This window comes from Mycolicibacterium wolinskyi (assembly GCF_002101965.1).
In the GTDB taxonomy this organism is placed as follows: Bacteria; Actinomycetota; Actinomycetes; order Mycobacteriales; family Mycobacteriaceae; genus Mycobacterium; species Mycobacterium wolinskyi.
Genome location: NZ_LQQA01000008.1, coordinates 59,159 through 80,655 on the forward strand (window position 1 = coordinate 59,159; position 21,497 = coordinate 80,655).

The following is a 21,497-nucleotide window of genomic DNA, read 5'->3' on the forward strand; positions in this document are numbered from 1 at the left end:
ATCCCTCACCGCGGCGCGTGTGCCCACTAGGTTGCAACAGATGAGCGTCAGACGAATCGCTGCGCTGCTGGCATCGACCCTGATGGTCATGGGGCTCGTGCTGGCGGGCCCGGCCCATGCCGATGCCGACCAATGCGCTCCGCCGGGCGTGGAGAGCGCGAGCGCGCTGCCGACCAATCTCGCTGCCGCGGCGACCGGGCCCGGCGCCGACAAATACACGACGCCGAATGTGCAGCCGTTGGACACGGTCCGCGTGGATGCGCTCGGGCTGTCGACGCCCGGCGTGCTGACCGTCGGCACCCTCTCGGACGCACCACCGAGCATCTGCATCAATTCGGCCGGCCAGTTCACCGGATTCGACAACGAGGTGCTGCGGGCCATCGCCGACAAACTCGGCCTGCGGATCAACTTCGTCGGCACCGAGTTCTCCGGGCTGCTGGCCCAGACCGCGTCGCGGCGCTTCGACGTCGCGTCCTCGTCGATCACGACGACCGACGCGCGCCGCCGCACAGTCGGATTCACCAACGGCTACGACTTCGGCTATTTCTCTCTCGTCGTGCCGACCGGCTCGGCCATCACCGGTTTCGACAAGCTCGGCCCGGGCCAGCGGATCGGCGTCGTGCAGGGCACCGTGCAGGAGTCCTACGTCATCGACACGCTGCGCTTGCAGCCGGTGAAGTTCCCCGACTACAACACCGTCTACGCGAGCCTCAAGACCCGCCAGATCGACGCGTGGGTGGCGCCGTCAGCGCAGGCATCGGGCACCGTGCAGCCGGGCGATCCGGCCGAGATCATCGAAAACACGTTCAGCTTGGACAATTTCGTGGCCTGGGCGGTCGCCAAGGAGAACAAGCCGCTGATCGATGCGCTCAACTCGGGCCTTGACGCGGTGATCGCCGACGGTACCTGGGCCCGGCTCTACTCGGACTGGGTGCCGCGTGCGTTGCCGCCCGGCTGGAAACCCGGATCCAAGGCTGCGCCGCAGCCCCAGCTGCCCGACTTCGACGCGATCGCCGCCGGCCGCGAACAACCGGCCGCCGGTGAGGCGGTGGCGCCGAAATCCACGCTGTCGCAACTGGCCGACTCGTTCCTCGACTGGGAGCTCTACAAACAGGCCATCCCGGACCTGTTCAAGACCGGCTTGCCCAACACGCTGATCCTCACGGTCAGTGCCAGCATCATCGGCCTGGTTCTCGGCATGGTGCTGGCGGTGGCGGGTATCTCGCGTTCGGCGTGGCTGCGGTGGCCCGCCCGGGTGTACACCGACATCTTCCGCGGCCTGCCCGAAGTCGTGATCATCCTGCTGATCGGGCTCGGCATCGGCCCGGTGGTCGGGTCCTTGACGAGTAACAATCCCTACCCGCTGGGCATCGCCGCGCTCGGGTTGATGGCCGCGGCCTACATCGGCGAGATCTTCCGGTCGGGCATCCAGAGCGTGGAAGCCGGCCAGCTCGAGGCTTCGCGCGCCCTCGGCTTCAGCTATGCCGCGTCGATGCGCCTTGTCGTGGTGCCCCAAGGCGTGCGCCGCGTGCTACCCGCGTTGATGAACCAGTTCATCTCACTGCTCAAAGCCTCCTCGCTGGTGTATTTCCTCGGGCTCATCGCCAATCAGCGTGAGCTGTTCCAGGTGGGACGTGATCTCAACGCGCAGACCGGGAACCTGTCGCCGCTCGTGGCGGCCGGGCTGTTCTATCTGATGCTGACGATTCCCTTGACGCATCTGGTGAACTTCATCGACAACCGGCTGCGACGCGGCAGGCCCCCGACCGAGGAAGACCCGTTGCCCGCCGCCCACCAGGAGATGATCTGATGCCGGCCTTCGAACCAGTCTCGTTGGCGGCCAGCGACATTCACCTCGCGTTCGGGCCGAACAAGGTGCTGCGCGGGGTGGACCTCGACGTGCCTGCCGGCACCACGACCGCCGTCATCGGGCCGTCGGGGTCGGGTAAGTCCACGCTGTTGCGCACGCTGAACCGGCTCTACGAACCCGACCGCGGTGACATTCTGCTCGACGGCCGCTCGGTGCTGGCCGACAATCCCGACCAGTTGCGTCAACGCATCGGCATGGTCTTCCAGCAGTTCAACCTCTTCCCGCACCGCACCGTGCTCGACAACGTCACACTCGGCCCGCGCAAGCTCAAGGGCCTCGACGCCGAGGCCGCCCGCGAGCTCGGCCTGGCCCAGCTGGACCGGGTTGGATTGCGGCACAAGGCCGATGTGCGGCCCGCCACCCTGTCGGGCGGCCAGCAGCAGCGCGTCGCCATCGCTCGGGCGCTCGCGATGGCGCCGCAGGTGATGTTCTTCGACGAGGCGACGTCGGCGCTCGATCCGGAACTGGTCAAGGGCGTGCTCGAGCTGATGGCCGAACTGGCCGCCGACGGCATGACGATCATCGCCGTGACCCACGAGATGGGGTTCGCCAGATCCACCGCGGACAGCGTGGTGTTCATGGATCACGGCAAGGTCGTCGAGTCGGGCACGCCGACGCAGATCTTCGAAGCCGCCGAAACAGATCGACTGCGCCGCTTCTTGTCCCAGATACTTTGATTGTCGCGCCAAATGTGCAACCTGACATCGTGACAGGATCAGACAGGTTAGACTAGCGAATTATGGTGGAGACCGAGTCGCAGGTCACGGAGCTTGCTGGGGAACTTCAGCGTGTCCTCTCCAAGGTGTTCTCCGTGCTGCGCCGCGGGGATACCCATAAGGGCACCGCGGGCGATCTGACGCTGGCTCAGCTGTCAATTCTGCTGACCCTGCTGGACCAGGGCCCGATCCGGATGACGGAACTGGCCGCGCGCGAGCGCGTCCGCACGCCGACCACCACCGTCGCGATCCGCCGGCTGGAGAAGCTGGGCCTGGTCAAGCGCTCACGCGATCCCTCCGACCTGCGCGCGGTGCTCGTCGACGTCACGCCGCGCGGTCTGGTGCAGCATCGTGAGTCGCTCGCTGCCCGCCGCGCCGACCTGGCCGCCCGGTTGGCGAAACTCAGCTCGGAAGATCTCGAAACCCTCGCCAAGGCGCTGGCCCCGCTCGAGCGGCTGGCCGGCCAGGAGGAGGAGAGCGCGGCGTCCTCGGCCAAGGCCGACGAGTAACCCGCTTAACCGAGCCAGTCCAGCACCGCGGCCGCGGTCCACGACTGCTGCATGCTGCCCAGCGGCTCACCGGTGAATGGTTCGTAATACTCAGCAAACGTACCGTCACTGGCCTGGCGAAGCCCTTCCTGGCGCAGCAGCCGTGCCCGCTCGGCCCAGCCCCGGCGCGCGAAGCACCACGAGAACAGCCACGTCATCACCGGCCACACCGGCCCGCGCCAGTACTCGCGCGCCCGAAAGTCGCGTGACACCGGCGAAGTCGACGGAATGCACGCGTACTTGAGGTCGGGATGTCCGCAGAAGCGGGGCCCCTCAAGGAGTTTCACCAGCGCGCGCTCCTTGTCGTGCGGAAGCCCCCCGCACAGCAGCGGCGCGAATTGCGCGACGGTCTCGGTGGCCACCCACTTCTTGGCGCGCACATCGTAATCTCTTGCCGCACCGGTACGTTCGTCGCTCGTCTCGACGACTCCGGCGCGGAACCGGTCCGCCCACGCGTACAGATCACGCACATCCGCATGCGGTCGCTTGTAGTCCTCACCGATCTCGGCGAGCACCTGGCAGGCGACCGAGAAGATCGCCGACACGAAGACGTCCTCGACCGCGAAGCTCATCACCTTGGGCAGGAGATCGTCGTCGTAGCGAACAGACTTCATCTCCTCCAGCAACCACAGGTACCGGTCGTACTCGAGATCGGACGGCCGCTGGGTCGCGTCGGTGACGATCGTGTTGTCCTCGCGCTGATACTCGGGCACGTTGCCCGGGATCACGTTCGCGTACGCGCTGTCCCAGCGCGGCGAGTTGTCCATGCCGGACTCCCACCCGTGATACAGCGTGATCCGGCCGCGGCTGTCCTGATCGCGGCATTCGGCCAGCCAGCGATGCCAGCGCACCAGATCGCCCCAGCGCCGGTCCAGGAACGTGGCGGCGACCGCACGCGTGGAGCGGCCCCGGCTGCGCGCATGGTCGAGGATGCGTTGCACGGCGATCGCGTGCACCGGAGGTTGGGTGATGCCGGACGTGTGCCGGATCCGCGGCGCGTTGGCCGCGAGCGCCGACGTGGCCCAGCGGGCCGGCCCGGGAAAATACCCGTCGACGCCGTTGGCGAACACGATGTGCGGGATCATCCCATTGCGCCACTGCGCCGACAGCAGTGTGTCGAGTTCGACGACGGCGCGCTCGACGCTCAGCGGAGCCAGCCCGATCGCCACGAACGCGGCGTCCCAGCTCCACATGTGCGGGTAGAGCAGCGGCGCGGCAGTGGTCATCACACCCAGGTCGTTACCGCGCAGCAGGTAGGCGGCGCGCGCGGCGAGCTGGGTCGGGGCGAAGCTGGGATCGGGAGGCATCCGTACCATGATGCGACTCGAGGGCAAGTCGCGCAGGTCGGTGGGGGCTCGGTAACGTCTCGGGGGTGCCGACCGCGCTGATCACCGGGGCGGGCGGCGGCATCGGTTCGGCCATTGCCGCCGCGCTCGCCCCCACCCATACGCTGCTGCTGGCCGGGCGCCCGTCAGCTCACCTCGACGAACTCGCCGAACGGTTGGGCGCGCCGACCTGGCCACTCGATCTCACCGATGCGGATTCGATCGAGGCCAGTTCCGAGGTGCTCGCCGAACTCGACGTGCTGGTCCACAACGCGGGTGTGCTCTACCCGGGCCGCGTCGGTGAATCCAGTGCCGAGGAGTGGCGCGCGTCGTTCGAGGTCAACGTCACCGGGGCCGTCGCGTTGACGCTGGCTCTGCTACCGGCGCTGCGCGCGGCCCGCGGCCATGTGGTGTTCATCAATTCCGGTGCGGGACGGACGGTTTCGGCAGGCATGGCGTCCTACTCGGCGAGCAAGTTCGCCCTGCGTGCCTTCGCCGACTCGCTACGCGCCGACGAGCCGTCGCTGCGCGTCACCTCGATCTTCCCCGGCCGCACGGACTCCGAGATGCAGCGTGAACTCGTCGCGTACGAGGGCAAGGAGTACGACGCAGGGCGCTTCCTGCGGCCGGAGACCGTCGCCGGCCTGGTCGCCAACGCCGTGACCACCCCGCCGGACGGGCACGTGCACGAGATCGTGGTCCGCCCCGGCTGATCAGACGACGATGTTGACCAGCCGGCCCGGCACGACGATGACCTTCTTCGGCGTCGCACCCGCCACGAAGGCCTGCACCTTCTCGTCGGCCAGGGCCGCGGCCTCGAGCGCCGCCTTGTCCGCGTCGGCCGCGACGGTGATCTTGCTGCGCACCTTGCCGTTGACCTGAACCGGGAACTCGATGGTGTCGTCGACCAGGTATCGCGGGTCGGCCACCGGGAACGGTCCGTGCGCCAGTGACGTGTCATGGCCCAGCCGCTTCCACAGCTCCTCGGCCAGGTGCGGTGCCAGCGGCGCCACCATCAGCACGAGCGGTTCGATCGCGGCGCGCGCCGAAACACCTTCCTTCGTGAGGTAATTGGTGTACTCGATGAGTTTCGCCGCCGCGGTGTTGTTGCGAAGGGCGGCATAGTCTTCGGTGACACCGGCGATCGTACGGTGCAGAATGCGCAGCGTCGGCTCGTCGAGGGCCTCGTGTGCGGCCACCCGCACGGCGCCGGTGGTCTCATCGACCACCACCCGCCACACGCGCTGCAGGAACCGGTGCGCGCCGATGACATCCTTGGTCGCCCACGGGCGCGACGCCTCGAGCGGACCCATCGACATCTCGTAGACCCGCAGTGTGTCGGCCCCGTAGTTGTCACAGATCTCGTCGGGCGACACCGAGTTCTTGAGGCTCTTGCCGATCTTGCCGAACTCCTGGTTGACCTCGATTTCGCCGTCGGGTCCGGGCCAGTAGAACTTCCCTTCACGCTCAACGACTTCCGCGGCGGGCACGTAGGAGCCGCGCGCGTCGGTGTAGGCGAAGGCCTGGATGTAGCCCTGGTTGACCAGACGCCGATAGGGTTCGCGAGACGACACGTGGCCCAGGTCGTAGAGCACCTTGTGCCAGAACCGCGAGTACAGCAGGTGCAGCACGGCGTGCTCCACGCCGCCGACATAGAGGTCGACACCGCCCGGATCGTCCGGCCCGTGCTCGGCCGGGCGCGGGCCCATCCAGTAGGCCTCGTTCTCCTTGGCGCACAGCTCTTCTGAGTTGTGCGGGTCGGTGTAGCGCAGCTCGTACCACGAGCTGCCCGCCCACTGCGGCATCACGTTGGTGTCGCGCGTGTAGGTCTGCAGACCATCGCCGAGATCAAGCTCGACGTGTAACCATTCGGTCGCCTTGTTCAGCGGCGGCGACGGCTCGCTGTCGGCGTCGTCGGGATCGAACAGCACCGGGGAGTAGTCCGGCACGTCCGGAAGCTCGACGGGCAGAGCCGATTCCGGCAGCGGATGAGCACGGCCGTCGGCGTCGTAGACGATCGGGAACGGCTCGCCCCAGTACCGCTGCCGGGCGAACAGCCAGTCGCGCAGCTTGTACTCGATGCGACGCTGGCCGTGGCCTTCTGCCTCCAGCCGGTCGATCATGGCGGCCTTCGCCGCTTCGACGTCGAGACCGTCCAGATAGCCGGAGTTGACCATCGTCCCGTCACCGCTGTACGCGGCCTCCGAGATATCGCCGCCCGCAACGACTTCGACGATCGGGAGGCCGAACTGCTTGGCGAAGTCCCAGTCCCGCTGGTCACCGCCGGGTACCGCCATGATGGCGCCGGTGCCGTAGCCGGCCAGCACGTAGTCGGCGATGAAAACCGGAATCTGTTTGCCGTCAGCGGGATTGGTGGCATAGGCGCCGAGGAACACGCCCGTCTTGGTCTTGTTCTCCTGGCGCTCCAGGTCCGACTTGGCCGCGATGTCGGCCCGGTATGCCGCGACGGCCTCGCGCGGCGACGCCGCCGAATACGTCCAGCGTTCGTCGGTGCCGTCCGGCCACGCATCGGCTACCAGCGCGTCGACCAGATCGTGCTCAGGTGCCAGCACCACATACGTCGCGCCGAACAACGTGTCCGGGCGCGTGGTGAACACCTCGATGTTGCCTGCGTCGGTCGCGAACAGCACGTTGGCGCCCGTCGAGCGGCCGATCCAGTTGCGCTGCATGGTCTTGACCTTGTCCGGCCAATCCAGCACATCGAGATCTTCGAGCAGCCGGTCGGAGTAGGCGGTGATCCGCATCATCCACTGCCGCAACCGCTTTCGGAACACCGGGAAGTTGCCGCGGTCGCTGCGGCCGTCGGACGTGACCTCCTCGTTGGCCAGCACGGTGCCGAGCCCCGGACACCAGTTGACCATCGAATCCGCGCGGTAGACCAGCCGGTAACCGTCGATCACGTCGGCGCGGCCCGCCGCGTCGAGATCTCGCCAGTTCCTGCCGTCGTCGAGTGTCCTTGTTCCCGAATCGAATTCGGCGATCAGTTCACTGATGGGGCGGGCCCGGTTCAGATCGCGATCGAACCAGGCGTTGTAGATCTGCAGGAAGATCCACTGCGTCCACTTGTAGAAGTCGACGTCGGTGGTGGAGAAGCTGCGCCGCGAATCGTGCCCGAGCCCCAACCGCCCCAGCTGCCTGCGGAAGTTGACGATGTTGGCCTCGGTGCGCGTGCGCGGATGCGTGCCGGTCTGCACCGCGTACTGCTCGGCGGGCAGACCGAACGCGTCGAAGCCCAGCGCGTGCAGCACGTTGCGGCCCGTCATGCGGTAGTAGCGGGCATAGACGTCGGTCGCGATGTAGCCGAGCGGGTGGCCGACGTGCAACCCCTCACCGGACGGGTACGGGAACATGTCCTGCACGAACATCTTGTCGGCGGGCACGTCGGAGCCGTCGGCCGGGGCGAGTGAGCCCACCGGGTTGGCAACGTTGAAGGTGCCCAACTCCGCCCAGGTGTGCTGCCAGTCACGTTCGATCTGCCCGGCCAGCTCCGCGGTGTAGCGGTGCTGCGGGGTGTCCCCCTCGGGCCCTGACTGCGTGGTTGCGGGTTCGGTCACGCCCAACAGGGTATAAGGCCACGATTCGGACGGTTTAGCCAGCTCACCACGCTTCTGCCCGGCCGAACGGCACGGCTTGGTATCGGTTGCGTCGCAACCATGTCAGGGCTTGATTCCAGGTCGGTTGCGCATCTGGTGACCGGGTCGGTGGCGTGGATACAGTCGGCGCCTGACGAGGGGCAGCAAATCGCCCCGGACCGTTGGGGAAGGACCGAACAATGATCGAGAGTGCCCGCCGCTGGCGGGTTCTGGCAGCAGGAGCGGCCGTCGGCCTGGCAGGGGTCGTCGGCCTCGCGGGGAACACCGCGTCAGCCGAACCCTTGTTTCCTCTTCCGCCCGGCCCCGCTGCGCCGAGCCCGGCGACGGTGACCCAGACCGTGACCGTGGCCCCGGCTGCCGCACCGGTCGCACCGGCCGCCGCGGGCGCACTCCCCGGCGCGCCCGCACCGGTCGCGGTGCCCGTCGCGGCACCGCAGACCATCACGCCGGCCTCCTCTGGCACTCTCGCCGAGTTCTTCAAGGCCAAGGGCGTCAAGATGGAGCCACAGGTCAGCCACGATTTCAAGGCGCTCAACATCGTGCTGCCGCTGCCCGCGGGCTGGACGAAGGTGCCCGACCCGAACGTGCCCGATGCCTTCGCGGTCATCGCCGACCGCACGAGCACCGATCTCTACACGCCCAATGCGCAGGTGGTCGTCTACAAGCTGATCGGCACCTTCGACCCGAAGGAAGCCATCAGCCACGGATACGTCGACAGCCAGCAGCAGCTGGGTTGGCGGACCACCGACATGTCGCTCGCCGATTTCAACGGTTTCCCGTCCGCGTTCATAGAAGGTAGCTACAACTCCGGCAGCCAGATGCTCAACACGTCGCGCAGGCACGTCATCGCGACGTCCGGGCCCGATCGGTATCTGGTGTCGCTATCGGTCAACTACTCGGCCGCCAACCAGGGCGTATCGGCTTCGGCGGAGGCGGCAGACGCCATCGTGTCCGGGTTCCGGGTGGGCGCACCCGCACCGGCCGCACCGCCACCGCCCGCCCCTGCTGCACCGCCCGCCGCCCCCGGGCTGCCGGGTTTGCCGCAGCTCCTGGGCGCGCCGAGCTAGGCCCGTCGGCCGGGCCGTCGGTTGCGGCCCGGCCCCGCGGAATCGGCGCGCGCCTCGTATTGTGTGGCGCATGCTGATCGCCGCGCTGCTGTGTCTGAGCGCCGCCGTCGTCGTCGGCGTCCTGGGGCTGTGGTTGTTGTCCAGGCCGCGCACCGGGGACCCCGTGCGCAACGTGTTGCGGGCGGTGGCCCCCACTCAACTCGCCGCCGCGGTGATGCTCGCGGCGGGTGGCGCGGCCGCCCTGGCCGCGGCCCCGAGAACCGGCCTGATGGTCGTCGTGGTGTGCATCATCGGCGCGATCGCGACCGTGGCCGCCGGGTGCTGGCAGAGCGCAAAAGCCGTCGCGCGCAGCGAGGCGAGCGCGGGCTCCGGAGCGGGCTGTGTCGGCTCGTGCGCGAGCTGCACACTGTCGTGCAAATAGGGCCGCGCAGATAGTCAGTTTCGGCTGACGTCGATCGGGTGCGTCGCGAGCAGCGACGTCGGCAACGGCTGGCGCCGCAGCACGCGGCCCCACAGGTCCACCCGCGGCTCGATCAACACGTCGGACGGCAACGCCGACAACACGATCCAGTCGTCGCGCTCGATCTCACCGTCGAGCTGACCGATGGTCCAGCCCGAGTAGCCGGCGAAGATCCGCACGCCCTCGAGCATCGGCGCCAGATTGTCGGGCTCGGCGTCGAGGTCCACCATCACGATCCGGCCCTGGACATGCCGCAGCCCGGGCACGCCGTCGGCCTGCATGCCGACCCGCAACGTCGCCAGGCACAGCGCCGAATCCCGCTTGACCGGGCCGCCGATGAACATCGTCTTGGGTTTGGTGGTGAGCTTGGCCCACTGCGGCAGCACGTTGTAGACCGCGGTTTCCGAGGGCCGGTTGAGGATCACTCCGAGCGTGCCACCGGCGTTGTGCTCGACGATGTAGATGACGGTGCGGCGGAACGTCGGCTCGAGCAGATCGGTGTTGGCGAGCAGGAGGGTTCCCGGTCGGACGCGGTGCGCCGCAGGAGCGATGAAATCCTCCGGGTCCTCTGACTGCGCCACTCGTACATCATGGCACCAGCGCCGCCGCGACGTGGCTAACAATCGCAGGCGTGGCCGGAATTCTGCGGCCAATCTCGCTCCTCGCGTGTCCGGCGAACTTTGTACTGTGGAGCGGGTTGCCGATTGCCTACCGAATGCTCTGTGCAAACCCTCCCGAACAGGACGTGATTTCCGTGGTCGACGCTCGCGCGCCCATCGCCCTCTGGCGGTCGCTGCGGGGTATGACGGAGTTCCGGCGGCTGCTGGAACTGCGTGCGGTCAGCCAGTTCGGTGACGGCCTGTTCCAGGCCGCGCTGGCCGGCGCCATCCTGTTCAACCCGGAGCGCGAGGCCGAGCCGTGGGCGATCGCCGCGGCGTTCGCGGTGCTGTTCCTTCCGTACTCGTTGTTGGGACCTTTTGCCGGTGCGCTGCTGGACCGCTGGGACCGGCGGCTGGTGATGATCGGCGCCAACCTGGGCCGGCTGCTGCTGGTTCTGCTGGTCGGGGTGCTGTTGGCGTTCGGGGTGAGCGACGTGCCGATCCTGTGTGGCGCGCTGATCGTCAACGGATTCACCCGGTTCGTGTCCTCGGGTCTGTCGGCGGCGTTGCCCGACGTCGTGCCGCCGGGGCAGGTGGTGACGATGAACGCGGTCGCGAGCGCGACCGGTGCCCTCGCGGCGTTCCTCGGAGCCAACTTCATGTTGTTGCCACGGTGGGTGTTCGGGGCGGGTGACGCCGGTGCGTCGGTGATCATCTTCATCGTCCTGGTGCCCGTCGCCCTGGCGTTGTGGTTGTCGGTGCGGTTCGGGCCGCACGTGCTCGGCCCGCACGAGAGCAAACGCGCGATCCACGGCTCGGCCGCCTACGCCGTGGCCACCGGCTGGCTACACGGCGCCCGCACCGTGCTCGCGGTGCGCACGGTCGCCGGAACCCTGGCCGGGCTCGCCGCCCATCGCATGGCGTTCGGCATCAACACGCTGCTGGTGCTCGTGATCGTCCGCCACGCCGACACCCCGGCCGAGGTGGCCGGGTTGGGTCTCGGCACCGCCGTGGTGTTCGTCGCGGCCACCGGCACCGGATCGTTTCTCGCGACGCTGGCCGCGCCCGCGGTCATCGCCCGGCTGGGCCGGTACGCAACGGCCAACTGGGCGTTGGCATTTGCCGCGGTGGTCCAGATGGTCGCGATCGGCTTGGACCTGCCGGTGATGCTGGTGTGCGGGTTCCTGCTCGGTGCGGCCGGGCAGCTGGTGAAGCTGTGCGCCGATTCGGCAATGCAACTCGATGTCGACGACGCGCTGCGCGGCCACGTGTTCACCGTGCAGGACGCGCTGTTCTGGATGTCGTTCATCGCCGCGATCGCCGGGTCGGCGGTGTTCATCCCGTCCGACGGCCAGACGCCCGGTCTGGTGGCGACGGGGTCGGTGATCTACCTGGCGGGCCTCGTCGTGCATGCGATGGTGGCCTCGCCGCGGCGGATCCAGCCCCCCCGTCTAAGGTGACCGGCATGTCGACTGCCGAGGCCATCGTGGCCGATCTGCAGGCCGAGAGCGACGAGCTGGACACGCTTGTGGCCGATCTGCCCGATGCCGGCTGGGCCACCGCGACCCCGGCGCCCGGCTGGACCATCGCACATCAGATCGCGCATCTGCTGTGGACCGACCGGGTGTCTTTGATCGCGATCACCGACGAGCCGGGCTTCAACGACCTGCTCGCGGAGGCGATGAAGAATCCGACGGGCTTCGTCGACGCGGGTGCCGAGGACCTCGCACTCACGCCGCCGGGCCGGTTGCTGGCCGACTGGCGCGAGACCCGCAGGCGGCTGCATGACGAACTGCTGGGTGTCGCGGACGGCCGTAAGCTGCCGTGGTTCGGTCCTCCGATGAGCGCGGCGTCGATGGCGACGGCCCGGATGATGGAGACCTGGGCGCACGGGCTCGATGTCGCCGACGCGCTCGGTGTCCGCAGGCCCGCCACCGCGCGGCTGCGCTCGATCGCCCACATCGGGGTTCGCACACGGGATTTCGCGTTCACCGTCAACGGACTGACGCCGCCTGCCGAGCCGTTCCGCGTCGAGCTGCGCGCGCCCGACGGCTCGATGTGGGCGTGGGGTCCAGAAGATGCCGCACAGCGGGTGACGGGTGCGGCCGAGGACTTCTGCATGCTGGTCACGCAGCGCCGGGCGCCGTCGGAGTTGGACGTGACCGCTGACGGCGCCGACGCCGCGAAGTGGCTGACGATCGCGCAGGCGTTCGCGGGCCCGCCGGGAGCCGGCCGCGGCTGAGTGCCCGCTCGTGACGGCGTGAGCGACACCTTTTGTACGGAACTGTGCGGCGTGTCGCGTACAAACACGGTCGCTCGCGGGGTGGGGTGACGCGTTAGGACACCGAGTCTGCGCGGCCGTCGCCGTCGGTGTCGGCGAGCTTGAGGTCCCACCGGCCATCGCCGTCGGTGTCGACGTGCGCGAACTCACCGGCCAGCACGCGATCGGCGAGCCCGTCGCCGTCGGTATCGAGCAGGCGGTCGTCGGTCGCGCCGTCGCGGTCGAAATCGACCGTGGGCCCGCCGGTCTGTTCGACCCCGTCCAGGCCGAACCACCGCACCTGCCCGGACCGGTCGACGCTCACCGCCCAGACGCCCGACCCGTCGTCGGTGAAATAGCTTTCGGCCGTGCCGTCGTCGTCGATGTCGCGCACCGCGTGCTCGACCAGCCCGTCGCCGTCGAGATCGGCCATCACGTCGTCGACGCGGCCGTCACCGTCGAGATCCAGGCCGATCCCGTCGAACACGCCGTCGCCGTCGAGATCGACATCGGGCTCGCGCGTCCACATGGTCGCCGAGCCGTCGGGGTCACCCAGGCAGTACTCCATGTCTGATCAGACGCACGATCAGCCCCTCGCGTTCCACCACTTCAGCAATTCGTCGACGGCCTCGTCCCGGGTCAGCGGACCGCGTTCGAGGCGCAGTTCCTTGAGGTGACGCCAGGCCTCGCCGATCTGCGGGCCGGCGGGGATGCCGAGGATCTCCATGATCTCGTTGCCGTCGAGGTCCGGGCGAACCCGCTGGAGGTCTTCCTTCGCCGCGAGCTCGGCGATGCGGTTCTCCAGGTCGTCGTAGTTGGCCTGCAGGCGCGCGGCCCGGCGCTTGTTGCGGGTCGTGCAGTCCGCGCGGACCAGCTTGTGCAACCGGCCCAGCAGCGGACCGGCATCGGTCACATAGCGGCGCACGGCCGAATCGGTCCACTTGCCGTCCCCGTAGCCGTGGAACCGCAGATGCAGATACACCAGCTGCGATACGTCATCGACCATCTGCTTGGAGTACTTGAGCGCCCGCATGCGCTTGCGGGCCATCTTCGCGCCGACCACCTCGTGATGGTGGAAGCTCACCCCGCCGTCGGACTCGTGCTTGCGGGTCGCGGGCTTGCCGATGTCGTGCAGCAGCGCGGCCCAGCGCAACACCAGATCGGGACCCTCGTCCTCGAGATCCATGGCCTGGCGCAGCACCGTGAGCGAATGCCAGTACACATCCTTGTGCTGGTGGTGTTCGTCGATGGCCATGCGCATGTCGCCGACCTCGGGCAGCACGACCGCGCCCATGCCGGTCTGCACCATCAGGTCGATGCCCGCCACCGGGTCGGCGCCCAACAGCAGCTTGTCGAGTTCGGCCGCGACGCGCTCGACGGTGATGCGCTCGAGCTGCGGAGCCATCTCCAGCAGCGCCTCGAGCACACGCGGCGCGACGCCGAAGCCGAGTTGCGAGACGAACCGGGCCGCACGCAGCATGCGCAGCGGATCGTCACCGAACGACACCTCGGGGGCGGACGGCGTGTCGAGGATCTTGTCGCGGGCCGCCGACAAACCGCCGAGGGGATCGTGGAATTCGCCTGGACCGTCGGGCGTGATGCGCACCGCCATGGCGTTGACCGTGAAGTCGCGCCGGACGAGATCGTCGTGCAGGTTGTCCCCGAACTCCACCGTCGGGTTGCGCGACACCTGGTCATAGCTGTCGGCGCGGAACGTCGTGATCTCCAGGCGGTCATCGCCGAGGCCGGCGCCGATCGTCCCGAACTGGATGCCGGTGTCCCACAACGCGTCGGCCCAGGGGCGCAGGAACTTCTGCATCTGCTCGGGCCGGGCGTCGGTCGTGAAGTCCAGATCGCTCGTGTCGGTCAGCCGGCCGAGCAACGCGTCGCGCACACTGCCGCCCACGAGGTAGAGCTCGTGGCCCGCGGCAGCGAACACTGCACCGAGCCCGCGCAACACGTCGGCGCGGCGGTTCAGCGCGACGAGCGCGCCGGCCAGCAGTTCGGCATCAGCAGGAGCAGCTTCGGGCACGTTCGATGAGCCTAATGCGCGCGGTGCGCTCGCTACCGGCGAGTGTGGCAGGAGCCGACCGTCGTGGCAGCTACTATCGCTTGGGTGTCGGACGGCGAACAGGCCAAACCACGACGGCGCCGGGGTCGGCGCCGCGGCCAACGCCGCGCACAACGGGCCGCGGGCCCACCGGCCGCGAGTGCCGAGCATCACACCGCGCAGCCCAACGAACCCGCCACCGACCAGAGCCAGAAACCTACGGCCACGCCGACGCCGCGGGATCAGTCGAAGCAACGGAAGTCGCGGCCGCGGCGCCCACCGGACCGGTTGCGGACCGTGCACGAGACATCGGCAGGCGGGCTGGTCATCGATGGGATCGACGGGCCCAAGGACACCCAGGTGGCGGCGCTGATCGGCCGGGTCGACCGGCGGGGCCGCATGCTGTGGTCGCTGCCCAAGGGGCACATCGAACTCGGCGAGACGGCCGAGCAGACCGCGATCCGCGAGGTCGCCGAGGAGACCGGCATCCAGGGCAGCGTGCTGGCCGCGCTCGGCAGCATCGACTACTGGTTCGTCACCGAGGGCCGCCGGGTGCACAAGACCGTGCATCACTATCTGATGCGATTTCTCGGCGGCGAACTGTCCGACGACGACGTCGAAGTGACCGAAGTCGCTTGGGTGCCGCTGCGGGAACTGCCGTCACGGCTCGCCTACGCCGACGAGCGCAGGCTGGCCGAGGTGGCCGGCGAGCTGATCGACAAACTGCACACGGACGGGCCGGGAGCCCTGCCGCCACTGCCCCGTAGCGCGCCGCGGCGACGCGCCCAGACGCACTCACACACCCGCAATCATCGCCGCGACGAACCCCAGCCCCGCCGGCGCGCGAACGGATGCGGACAAGGACCGTGACCGCCGCCGCGGCGATGCACCGGTGGCCCTCGACCGTGGCGCGCATAGTGCTGGTCGTGGCGTTGCTGTCGCTGTTCGTCATGCTGTCGCCGGCTCAGCTCCCGCGCGCCACCGCGGGCGAGCCCGGCGCGACGCCCTTCCTGCAGATCCGCATCGACCGGGTCACGCCCGAAGTCGTCACGACCACGAGCGAGTCCATCCTCACGGTCAGCGGCGTCGTGCTCAACGTCGGGGACCGCCCGGTGCGCGACGTGGTGATCCGCATGGAACATGCGCGGGCCGTCACGTCGTCGACCGAGCTGCGGACCGATCTGACCGGTGACCTCGACCAGTTCGAGCCGGTCGCCGATTTCATCACCGTGGCGCCCGAGATGCAGCGCGGCCAGACGGTTCCGTTCACGCTGTCCTATCCGCTGCGTGCGTCCGGACAATCGCTGCACATCGACCGGCCCGGGGTATATCCCGTGCTGGTCAACGTCAACGGCACACCCGACTACGGGGCACCCGCGCGCCTCGACGACGCACGCTTCCTGCTGCCGGTGCTCGGCGTGCCACCGGCCGATTCCTCGGCGACGGCGTCGGCCGCGGACACGCTGAACTCGGTGGTGCCACCGGACACATCGAACCCGGTCCGGCTGACCATGTTGTGGCCGCTGGCCGACCGGCCGAGGCTCGCGGCGGGCGCACCGGGCGGCACCACGCCGGTGCGGCTGATCGACGACGATCTGGCGACATCGCTGGCACCCGGCGGCCGGCTCGACACACTGCTGTCGGCGATCGACTTCGCGACCGGCCCGACCGTGGATCCGTCGGGGCAGGTCCGCAGCGCGCTGTGCCTTGCCGTCGACCCCGATCTACTCGTCACGGTCAACGCGATGACCGGCGGCTACGTCGTCAACGAGGGCCCCGACGCCGGGCCGGCCACCCCGACGCGGCCGGGAACCGGTCAGGAAGCGGCCGTGGGCTGGCTGAACCGCCTGCGCGGCCTGGCTCAGCGCATGTGCGTCGCGCCCACGACCTACGCCCAGGCCGATCTCGCGGCCCTGCACCGCGTCGGTGATGCGGGCTTGAGCGCCACCGCCACCAACGGGGCAGGCGACATCGTCGACCAGATCCTGGGCGTCACCTCGACGCGCGGCGCGAGCCTGGTCGCCGACGGCCCGCTCACCGGCCCGGCCGTCGACCTGCTCACCGCACAGGGCCAGACCGTGGCCATCGCGGCCGCACACATCACCGCGCAGGACGCCGCGACCGGCACACCCGAGACTGCCGACGTGACCCCGGTGCGCTACTCCCCCAGCCTGGTGGCGGCCGGCTTCGATCCGGCGGTCGGTGCCGCGCTGGCCGGTGCGGGTACCGATCCCGTCACCCCGTCGTATCTGGATCCCTCGCTCGACATCCCGGTCCGGCACGACTCGCAGACCGCGCGGCGCCAGGACGCGCTCGGTGCGCTCATGTGGCGGGGACTGACACCGGACATCCAGCCGCGGACCCAGATCCTGATGCCTCCGCTCGTGTGGAGCCTGCATCCCGACGACGCGCAGGCGATCCTCACCGCCGTCGCCACCACGATCCACGCCGGGCTCGCGGTGCCGCGGCCACTCACCGCCGTGATCGCCGACGGCGACGCTGTGCCGGGCATTCCGGTGGAACCCCTGCCGGCCGAGTCGCTGGGCAACCCGCGCAGCCGTATCGACGACGCGATCACCGGCGGCATCGCCGCGGTCATCGGACGGCTGTGGGGTCTGACGGCGGCGCTGACCACCGACGAGCGCACCGGGCTGACCGGCGTGCAGTACACCGCGCCGCTGCGCGAGGACATGCTGCGCGCGTTGAGCCAGTCGGTGCCGCCCGAGGCGCGCAACGGTTTGGCACAGCAGCGTCTGGCCACCGTGTCGGGCAGCGTCGACGACATGTTCGGCGCCGTCACGATCGTCAACCCCGGTGGCGCCTACACCCTGGCCACCGAACGCAGTCCGTTGCCGCTTGCGCTGCGCAACGATCTCCCGGTGCCGGTCCGGGTGCGGCTTCAGGTCGACGCGCCACCCGGCATGACCGTGACGGACATGGGCGAGATCGTGCTGCCGCCCGGCTATCTGCCGTTGCGGGTGCCGATCGAGGTGCATTTCACCCAGCGCGTCGCGGTCGACGTCGCGCTGCAGACCGCCGACGGCATACCACTCGGCGAGCCGGTGCGGTTGTCGGTGCATTCCAACGCCTACGGCAAGCTGCTGTTCTTCATCACGTTGTCGGCGGGCGCGGTGCTGGTGCTGCTGGCCGGGCGGCGGCTGTGGCACCGTTTCCGCGGCCAGCCCGACCCCGCCGATCTCACGCCTCCCGGTGAACATCCCGATCCCATCGAAGTGGCGATGGCGTTCAGCCGCGAGGACACGCCGGACGGCCGGCGATGACAGCGCCCCACCCACGCGCCGGGCGGCCCGTCACCCCGATGGGCCCTCCCCCGGCCCACCCCCCTGCCGTCCGACCGGCCGGCCCGCCGCGCATACCGCGGGGCCCGGGTCCGCGGCGCCGGGCCGGGCGGCCCGAACTGTCCGACGCCGCCGTGGTGTCGCGGTCGTGGGGCATGGCGTTCGCGACCCTGATCTCGCGGATCACCGGGTTCTTCCGCATCGTGCTGCTCGCGGCGATTCTCGGTGCGGCGCTGTCGAGTGCGTTCTCGGTGGCCAATCAGCTGCCCAACATGGTGGCCGCGCTGGTGCTCGAGGCCACGTTCACCGCGATCTTCGTGCCGGTGCTGGCCCGGGCCGAGCGCGACGACGCCGATGGCGGAACGGCTTTCATCAGGCGGTTGGTGACGCTCGCGACCGCGGTGCTGCTGGCCGCGACGGTGCTGTCGGTGGCCTGCGCGCCGCTTCTGGTGCGCGTGATGCTGGGCAGCGACCCCCAGGTCAACAATCCGCTGACCGTGGCGTTCGCCTACCTGCTGCTGCCGCAGGTGTTGTTCTACGGGCTGACGTCGGTGTTCGGCGCAATCCTCAACACACGCAACGTGTTCGGGCCGCCGGCGTGGGCCCCGGTGCTCAACAACGTCGTCGCCATCGTCACGCTCGGCCTGTATGTGCTTGTCCCCGGCGAACTCTCGCTCGACCCGGTCGAGATGGGCAACGCCAAACTTCTGGTACTCGGGATCGGCACGACGTTGGGCGTGGTCGCCCAGACCGCGGTGCTGCTGGTCGCGATCCGCGCCGAACGGGTCAGCCTGCGGCCGCTGTGGGGCTTCGACGACCGGCTCAAGAAGTTCGGCGGCATGGCCGCCGCGATGGTGCTCTACGTCGTCATCAGCCAGATCGGGCTGATCGTCGGCAACCAGATCGCGAGCTCGGCGGCGGCGTCTGGTCCCGCGATCTACAACTACACCTGGCTCGTGCTGCAGCTGCCGTTCGGGATGATCGGCGTCACCGTCCTCACGGTCGTGATGCCCCGGCTGAGCCGCAACGCCGCCGCCAACAACACCCCGGCGGTGCTCGCCGACCTGTCGCTGGCCACCCGCCTCACGATGGTCACGCTGATTCCGATCGTCGCGATGATGACCGTCGGCGGGCCGGCGATCGGCAGCGCGTTGTTCGCCTACGGGAACTTCGGGGAGGCCGACGCCGGGTACCTCGGCATGGCGATCACGCTGTCGGCCTTCACGCTGATCCCCTACGCGCTCGTGCTCTTGCAGCTGCGGGTGTTCTACGCGCGCGAACAACCGTGGACGCCGATCATCATCATCGTCGTCATCACCGTCGTGAAGATCGCGGCATCGATCGCCGCGCCGGCGCTCGCCGACAATCCGGAGATGGTCGCGGGCTACCTGGGCCTGGCGAACGGGCTGGGCTGGGTCGCCGGGGCAATCGTCGGCCATGTGCTGCTGCGGGCCAACCTGGACCCGCCGGGTGGGCGGCTGATCGGCCTGCCGGTCGTCCGCACCATCCTGGTGACCATCACCGCGTCGTTGATCGCCGGCCTGGTGGCGCAGGTGGCCGATCAGCTGCTCGGCCTGGAATCGCTCACCGCGCACTGGGGTGCGGCGGGGTCGCTCCTGCGGCTCGTGGCCCTGGGCCTGATCATGGTGCCGATCATCGCGGGAGTGCTGATCGCGGCGAAGGTACCCGAGGCGCAATCGGCGCTCGCGGCGGTCCGTCGCCGCTTGGGCAACGGGCGCGGCGCCCCGGCCGGCCACCCCGAAAAGGTAGCCGTGCAAACTATTCGACGGCCCGTCCAGCCACGGCCGCCCGGTCCCGTCACGTACCCTGATCAGAGGAATTCTTCTCCCCACCGGTGGCCGCCAACGCCGGCGGCCGGTTGGGGTGGGGCTCCGGCCTCCGTTGCCGGAGCGGGGACTCGGAAAGGATCACCGGTGACCGACGAATCTGCGGGCGGCCCGGCACTTGAGGGGACCGCGACGACCAAGCTGCCCCGTCCTGCCCCCGATGACTTCCAGCCGGACGTTCCGGCCGGGGACAATGCGCCGTCCGACGACACCGTGACCATCTCGAACGGCTCGTCTTCGGGCCGACCGCCCGCCGACTACGGCGGCGATCCCACCCGGGAACCGATCTCGTTCGCCCCGCCGCGTGAGCCCGCCGTCGAATCGGCCACCGCCGGGGAGGACATGCACCTGATTCCGGGTGCCACCATCGCCGACGGCCGCTACCGGCTGCTGGTATTCCACGGCGGCCCGCCGAATCTGCAGTTCTGGCAGGCGCTGGACACCGCGCTCGACCGCCAGGTGGCGCTGACCTTCGTCGACCCCGAGGCCACGATGCCCGACTCCGAGGTGTCCGACATCCTGTCGCGCACACTCAAGCTGAGTCGTATCGACGTGACCGGTATCGCGCGCGTGCTCGATGTGGCCCACAGCGGGTCCGGCGGCTTGATCGTCTCCGAGTGGATCCGGGGCGGCTCACTGGCCGAGGTCGCCGACACGTCCCCGTCGCCGATCGGTGGCGCGCGGGCCATCCAGTCGCTGGCCGCGGCCGCCGAGGCGGCCCACCGCGCCGGTGTCGCGCTGTCGATCGACCATCCCAGCCGGGTGCGGGTCAGCATCGAGGGCGACGTCGCGCTGGCGTTCCCGGCCACCCTGCCCGACGCCACGCCCGACGACGACATCCGCGGTATCGGGGCCGCGCTCTACGCACTGCTGGTCAATCGCTGGCCGCTGCCCGAGACCGGGGCGCGCAGCGGCTTGGAGCCCGCCGCGCTCGACTCCGCCGGCCAGCCCGTCGAGCCCCGCGCGATCGACCGTGACATTCCCTTCCAGATCTCGGCCGCCGCCGCGCGTGCCGTCCAGCCCGGGGGCGGCATCCGCAGCGCCCCCACTCTGCTGAACCTGCTGCAGCAGGCCACCGCGATCGCCGACCGCACCGAGCTGATCGACTCGGTCGACGAGCAGCAGCCGCCGCCACCGGTGCGCAGCCCGCATGCCGACGATGCCGACGCGCAGGCCCGGCGCAAGAAGGGCCTCATGGTCGGCCTCGCGGCCGGCGCGGCGATCATCATCGTCGCGCTCGTGGTGATGGCCACGATCCTCAGCCGCATCTTCGGCGATGTCGGCGGCGGGCTCGACAAGGACGAGCTCGGCCTCAACGCGCCCACCTCGGCCACCGAATCCGAGAACGGCGCCACCGCGACCGGCAGCACCGTGAAACCCGTTCGGGCAACGGTGTTTTCACCGGAGGGCGAGGCCGACTCGCCGAGTCAGGCCGGGCTCGCGATCGACGGCAGCACCAGCACGATGTGGGCCACCGACACCTACTCCGACCCGGCCCCGTTCCCCGGTTTCAAGAACGGCGTCGGCCTGTTGCTGCAGTTGCCGCAGCCCACGGTGGTCGGCGAGGTGACCCTCGACATCACGAGTACCGGCACGTCGGTGCAGATCCGGTCGGCCGACAGCGCGTCGCCGTCGTCCCTGTCCGACACCACCGAGCTGACCCCGCCGACCCCGCTCAAGCCCGGCTCCAACACCATCTCGGTGGAGAAGGCCGACGCGACGCAGTACGTGCTGGTGTGGATCTCGACGCTGGGCACCGTCGACGGCAAGAGCCGCAGCGACATCTCCGAGATCACCGTCAAGGCGGCGTCCTGACGGTTCATCCCCAGCCGCGCGGCGCCT

16 protein-coding genes are annotated in these 21,497 nt (G+C 69.4%); 11 read left to right on the top strand and 5 right to left on the bottom strand.

Translation table 11 applies throughout. From position 1 onward, the window contains the following. Positions 1-40: 40 nt before the first annotated feature. The 3 genes from AWC31_RS06890 (at position 41) to AWC31_RS06900 (ending at position 3,095) form a co-directional block, all read left to right on the top strand. The gene (locus AWC31_RS06890; RefSeq protein ID WP_085143577.1) at positions 41-1,810 is read left to right on the top strand and encodes an ABC transporter substrate-binding protein/permease; all 1,770 of its coding nucleotides are present in this window, start codon (positions 41-43) and stop codon (positions 1,808-1,810) included. Then, positions 1,810-2,547, top strand: a complete 738-nt coding sequence (locus AWC31_RS06895; RefSeq protein ID WP_085143578.1) for an amino acid ABC transporter ATP-binding protein — start codon at positions 1,810-1,812, stop codon at positions 2,545-2,547. Before AWC31_RS06890 ends, AWC31_RS06895 begins: the two co-directional genes overlap by 1 nt. A gap of 62 nt (positions 2,548-2,609) precedes the next feature. Next, complete coding sequence (locus AWC31_RS06900; protein WP_067849980.1) at positions 2,610-3,095, top strand: MarR family winged helix-turn-helix transcriptional regulator; 486 nt, start codon at positions 2,610-2,612, stop codon at positions 3,093-3,095. Between the two features lie 5 nt (positions 3,096-3,100). Here the strand turns inward: AWC31_RS06900 and ggh are convergent, their stop codons facing one another. Further along, positions 3,101-4,441: a glucosylglycerate hydrolase gene (gene ggh / locus AWC31_RS06905; protein ID WP_085143642.1), complete on the bottom strand. Its 1,341-nt coding sequence runs from the start codon at positions 4,439-4,441 to the stop codon at positions 3,101-3,103. 65 nt (positions 4,442-4,506) lie between these two features. On the opposite strand from ggh, the gene AWC31_RS06910 reads away from it, so the two are divergent. After that, positions 4,507-5,172, top strand: coding sequence for an SDR family oxidoreductase (locus AWC31_RS06910; RefSeq protein ID WP_085143579.1), 666 nt, complete (start codon positions 4,507-4,509; stop codon positions 5,170-5,172). On the opposite strand, the gene leuS is transcribed toward AWC31_RS06910, so the two are convergent. Continuing rightward, positions 5,173-8,034 carry a leucine--tRNA ligase gene (gene leuS / locus AWC31_RS06915; protein ID WP_085143580.1) on the bottom strand — a complete coding sequence of 954 codons (2,862 nt, stop codon included), beginning with the start codon at positions 8,032-8,034 and terminating at the stop codon, positions 5,173-5,175. Positions 8,035-8,252: 218 nt separating this feature from the next. On the opposite strand from leuS, the gene AWC31_RS06920 reads away from it, so the two are divergent. Both AWC31_RS06920 and AWC31_RS06925 read left to right on the top strand, forming a co-directional pair. After that, positions 8,253-9,140, top strand: coding sequence for an LpqN/LpqT family lipoprotein (locus tag AWC31_RS06920; RefSeq protein ID WP_085143581.1), 888 nt, complete (start codon positions 8,253-8,255; stop codon positions 9,138-9,140). Positions 9,141-9,210: 70 nt separating this feature from the next. Then, positions 9,211-9,561 (top strand): hypothetical protein, encoded by a 351-nt coding sequence (locus tag AWC31_RS06925; protein WP_085143582.1) that lies wholly within the window; start codon positions 9,211-9,213, stop codon positions 9,559-9,561. Between the two features lie 14 nt (positions 9,562-9,575). Here the strand turns inward: AWC31_RS06925 and AWC31_RS06930 are convergent, their stop codons facing one another. Next, positions 9,576-10,181, bottom strand: a complete 606-nt coding sequence (locus AWC31_RS06930) for a YqgE/AlgH family protein (RefSeq protein WP_085143583.1) — start codon at positions 10,179-10,181, stop codon at positions 9,576-9,578. Between the two features lie 173 nt (positions 10,182-10,354). Between AWC31_RS06930 and AWC31_RS06935 the strand changes: the two genes are divergently transcribed. Further along, positions 10,355-11,659, top strand: a complete 1,305-nt coding sequence (locus AWC31_RS06935) for an MFS transporter (protein WP_085143643.1) — start codon at positions 10,355-10,357, stop codon at positions 11,657-11,659. Positions 11,660-11,664: 5 nt separating this feature from the next. Next, entirely contained in the window at positions 11,665-12,441 is a 777-nt protein-coding gene (locus tag AWC31_RS06940) for a TIGR03084 family metal-binding protein (protein ID WP_085143644.1), read from the top strand. Between the two features lie 94 nt (positions 12,442-12,535). Here AWC31_RS06940 and AWC31_RS06945 read toward each other — a convergent pair whose 3' ends face one another. Together AWC31_RS06945 and AWC31_RS06950 are read right to left on the bottom strand one after the other, a co-directional pair. Then, positions 12,536-13,027: a pullulanase gene (locus AWC31_RS06945; protein ID WP_085143584.1), complete on the bottom strand. Its 492-nt coding sequence runs from the start codon at positions 13,025-13,027 to the stop codon at positions 12,536-12,538. Between the two features lie 18 nt (positions 13,028-13,045). Next, on the bottom strand, positions 13,046-14,491 hold the full coding sequence (locus AWC31_RS06950) for a CCA tRNA nucleotidyltransferase (RefSeq protein ID WP_085143585.1): 1,446 nt from the start codon (positions 14,489-14,491) through the stop codon (positions 13,046-13,048). A gap of 84 nt (positions 14,492-14,575) precedes the next feature. Between AWC31_RS06950 and AWC31_RS06955 the strand changes: the two genes are divergently transcribed. From AWC31_RS06955 to murJ, 3 genes are read left to right on the top strand one after another with little or no spacing between them, the layout of a single operon-like run. Next, positions 14,576-15,379, top strand: a complete 804-nt coding sequence (locus tag AWC31_RS06955; protein ID WP_085143586.1) for an NUDIX hydrolase — start codon at positions 14,576-14,578, stop codon at positions 15,377-15,379. Then, a complete protein-coding gene (locus AWC31_RS06960) occupies positions 15,361-17,790 on the top strand; it encodes a DUF6049 family protein (RefSeq protein WP_374213912.1) in 2,430 nt (809 codons plus the stop codon). The genes AWC31_RS06955 and AWC31_RS06960 overlap by 19 nt, the downstream gene beginning before the upstream one ends. Before the next feature lie 38 nt (positions 17,791-17,828). Beyond that, positions 17,829-21,470 (top strand): murein biosynthesis integral membrane protein MurJ, encoded by a 3,642-nt coding sequence (gene murJ, locus AWC31_RS06965; RefSeq protein ID WP_085143587.1) that lies wholly within the window; start codon positions 17,829-17,831, stop codon positions 21,468-21,470. Positions 21,471-21,497 lie beyond the last annotated feature (27 nt).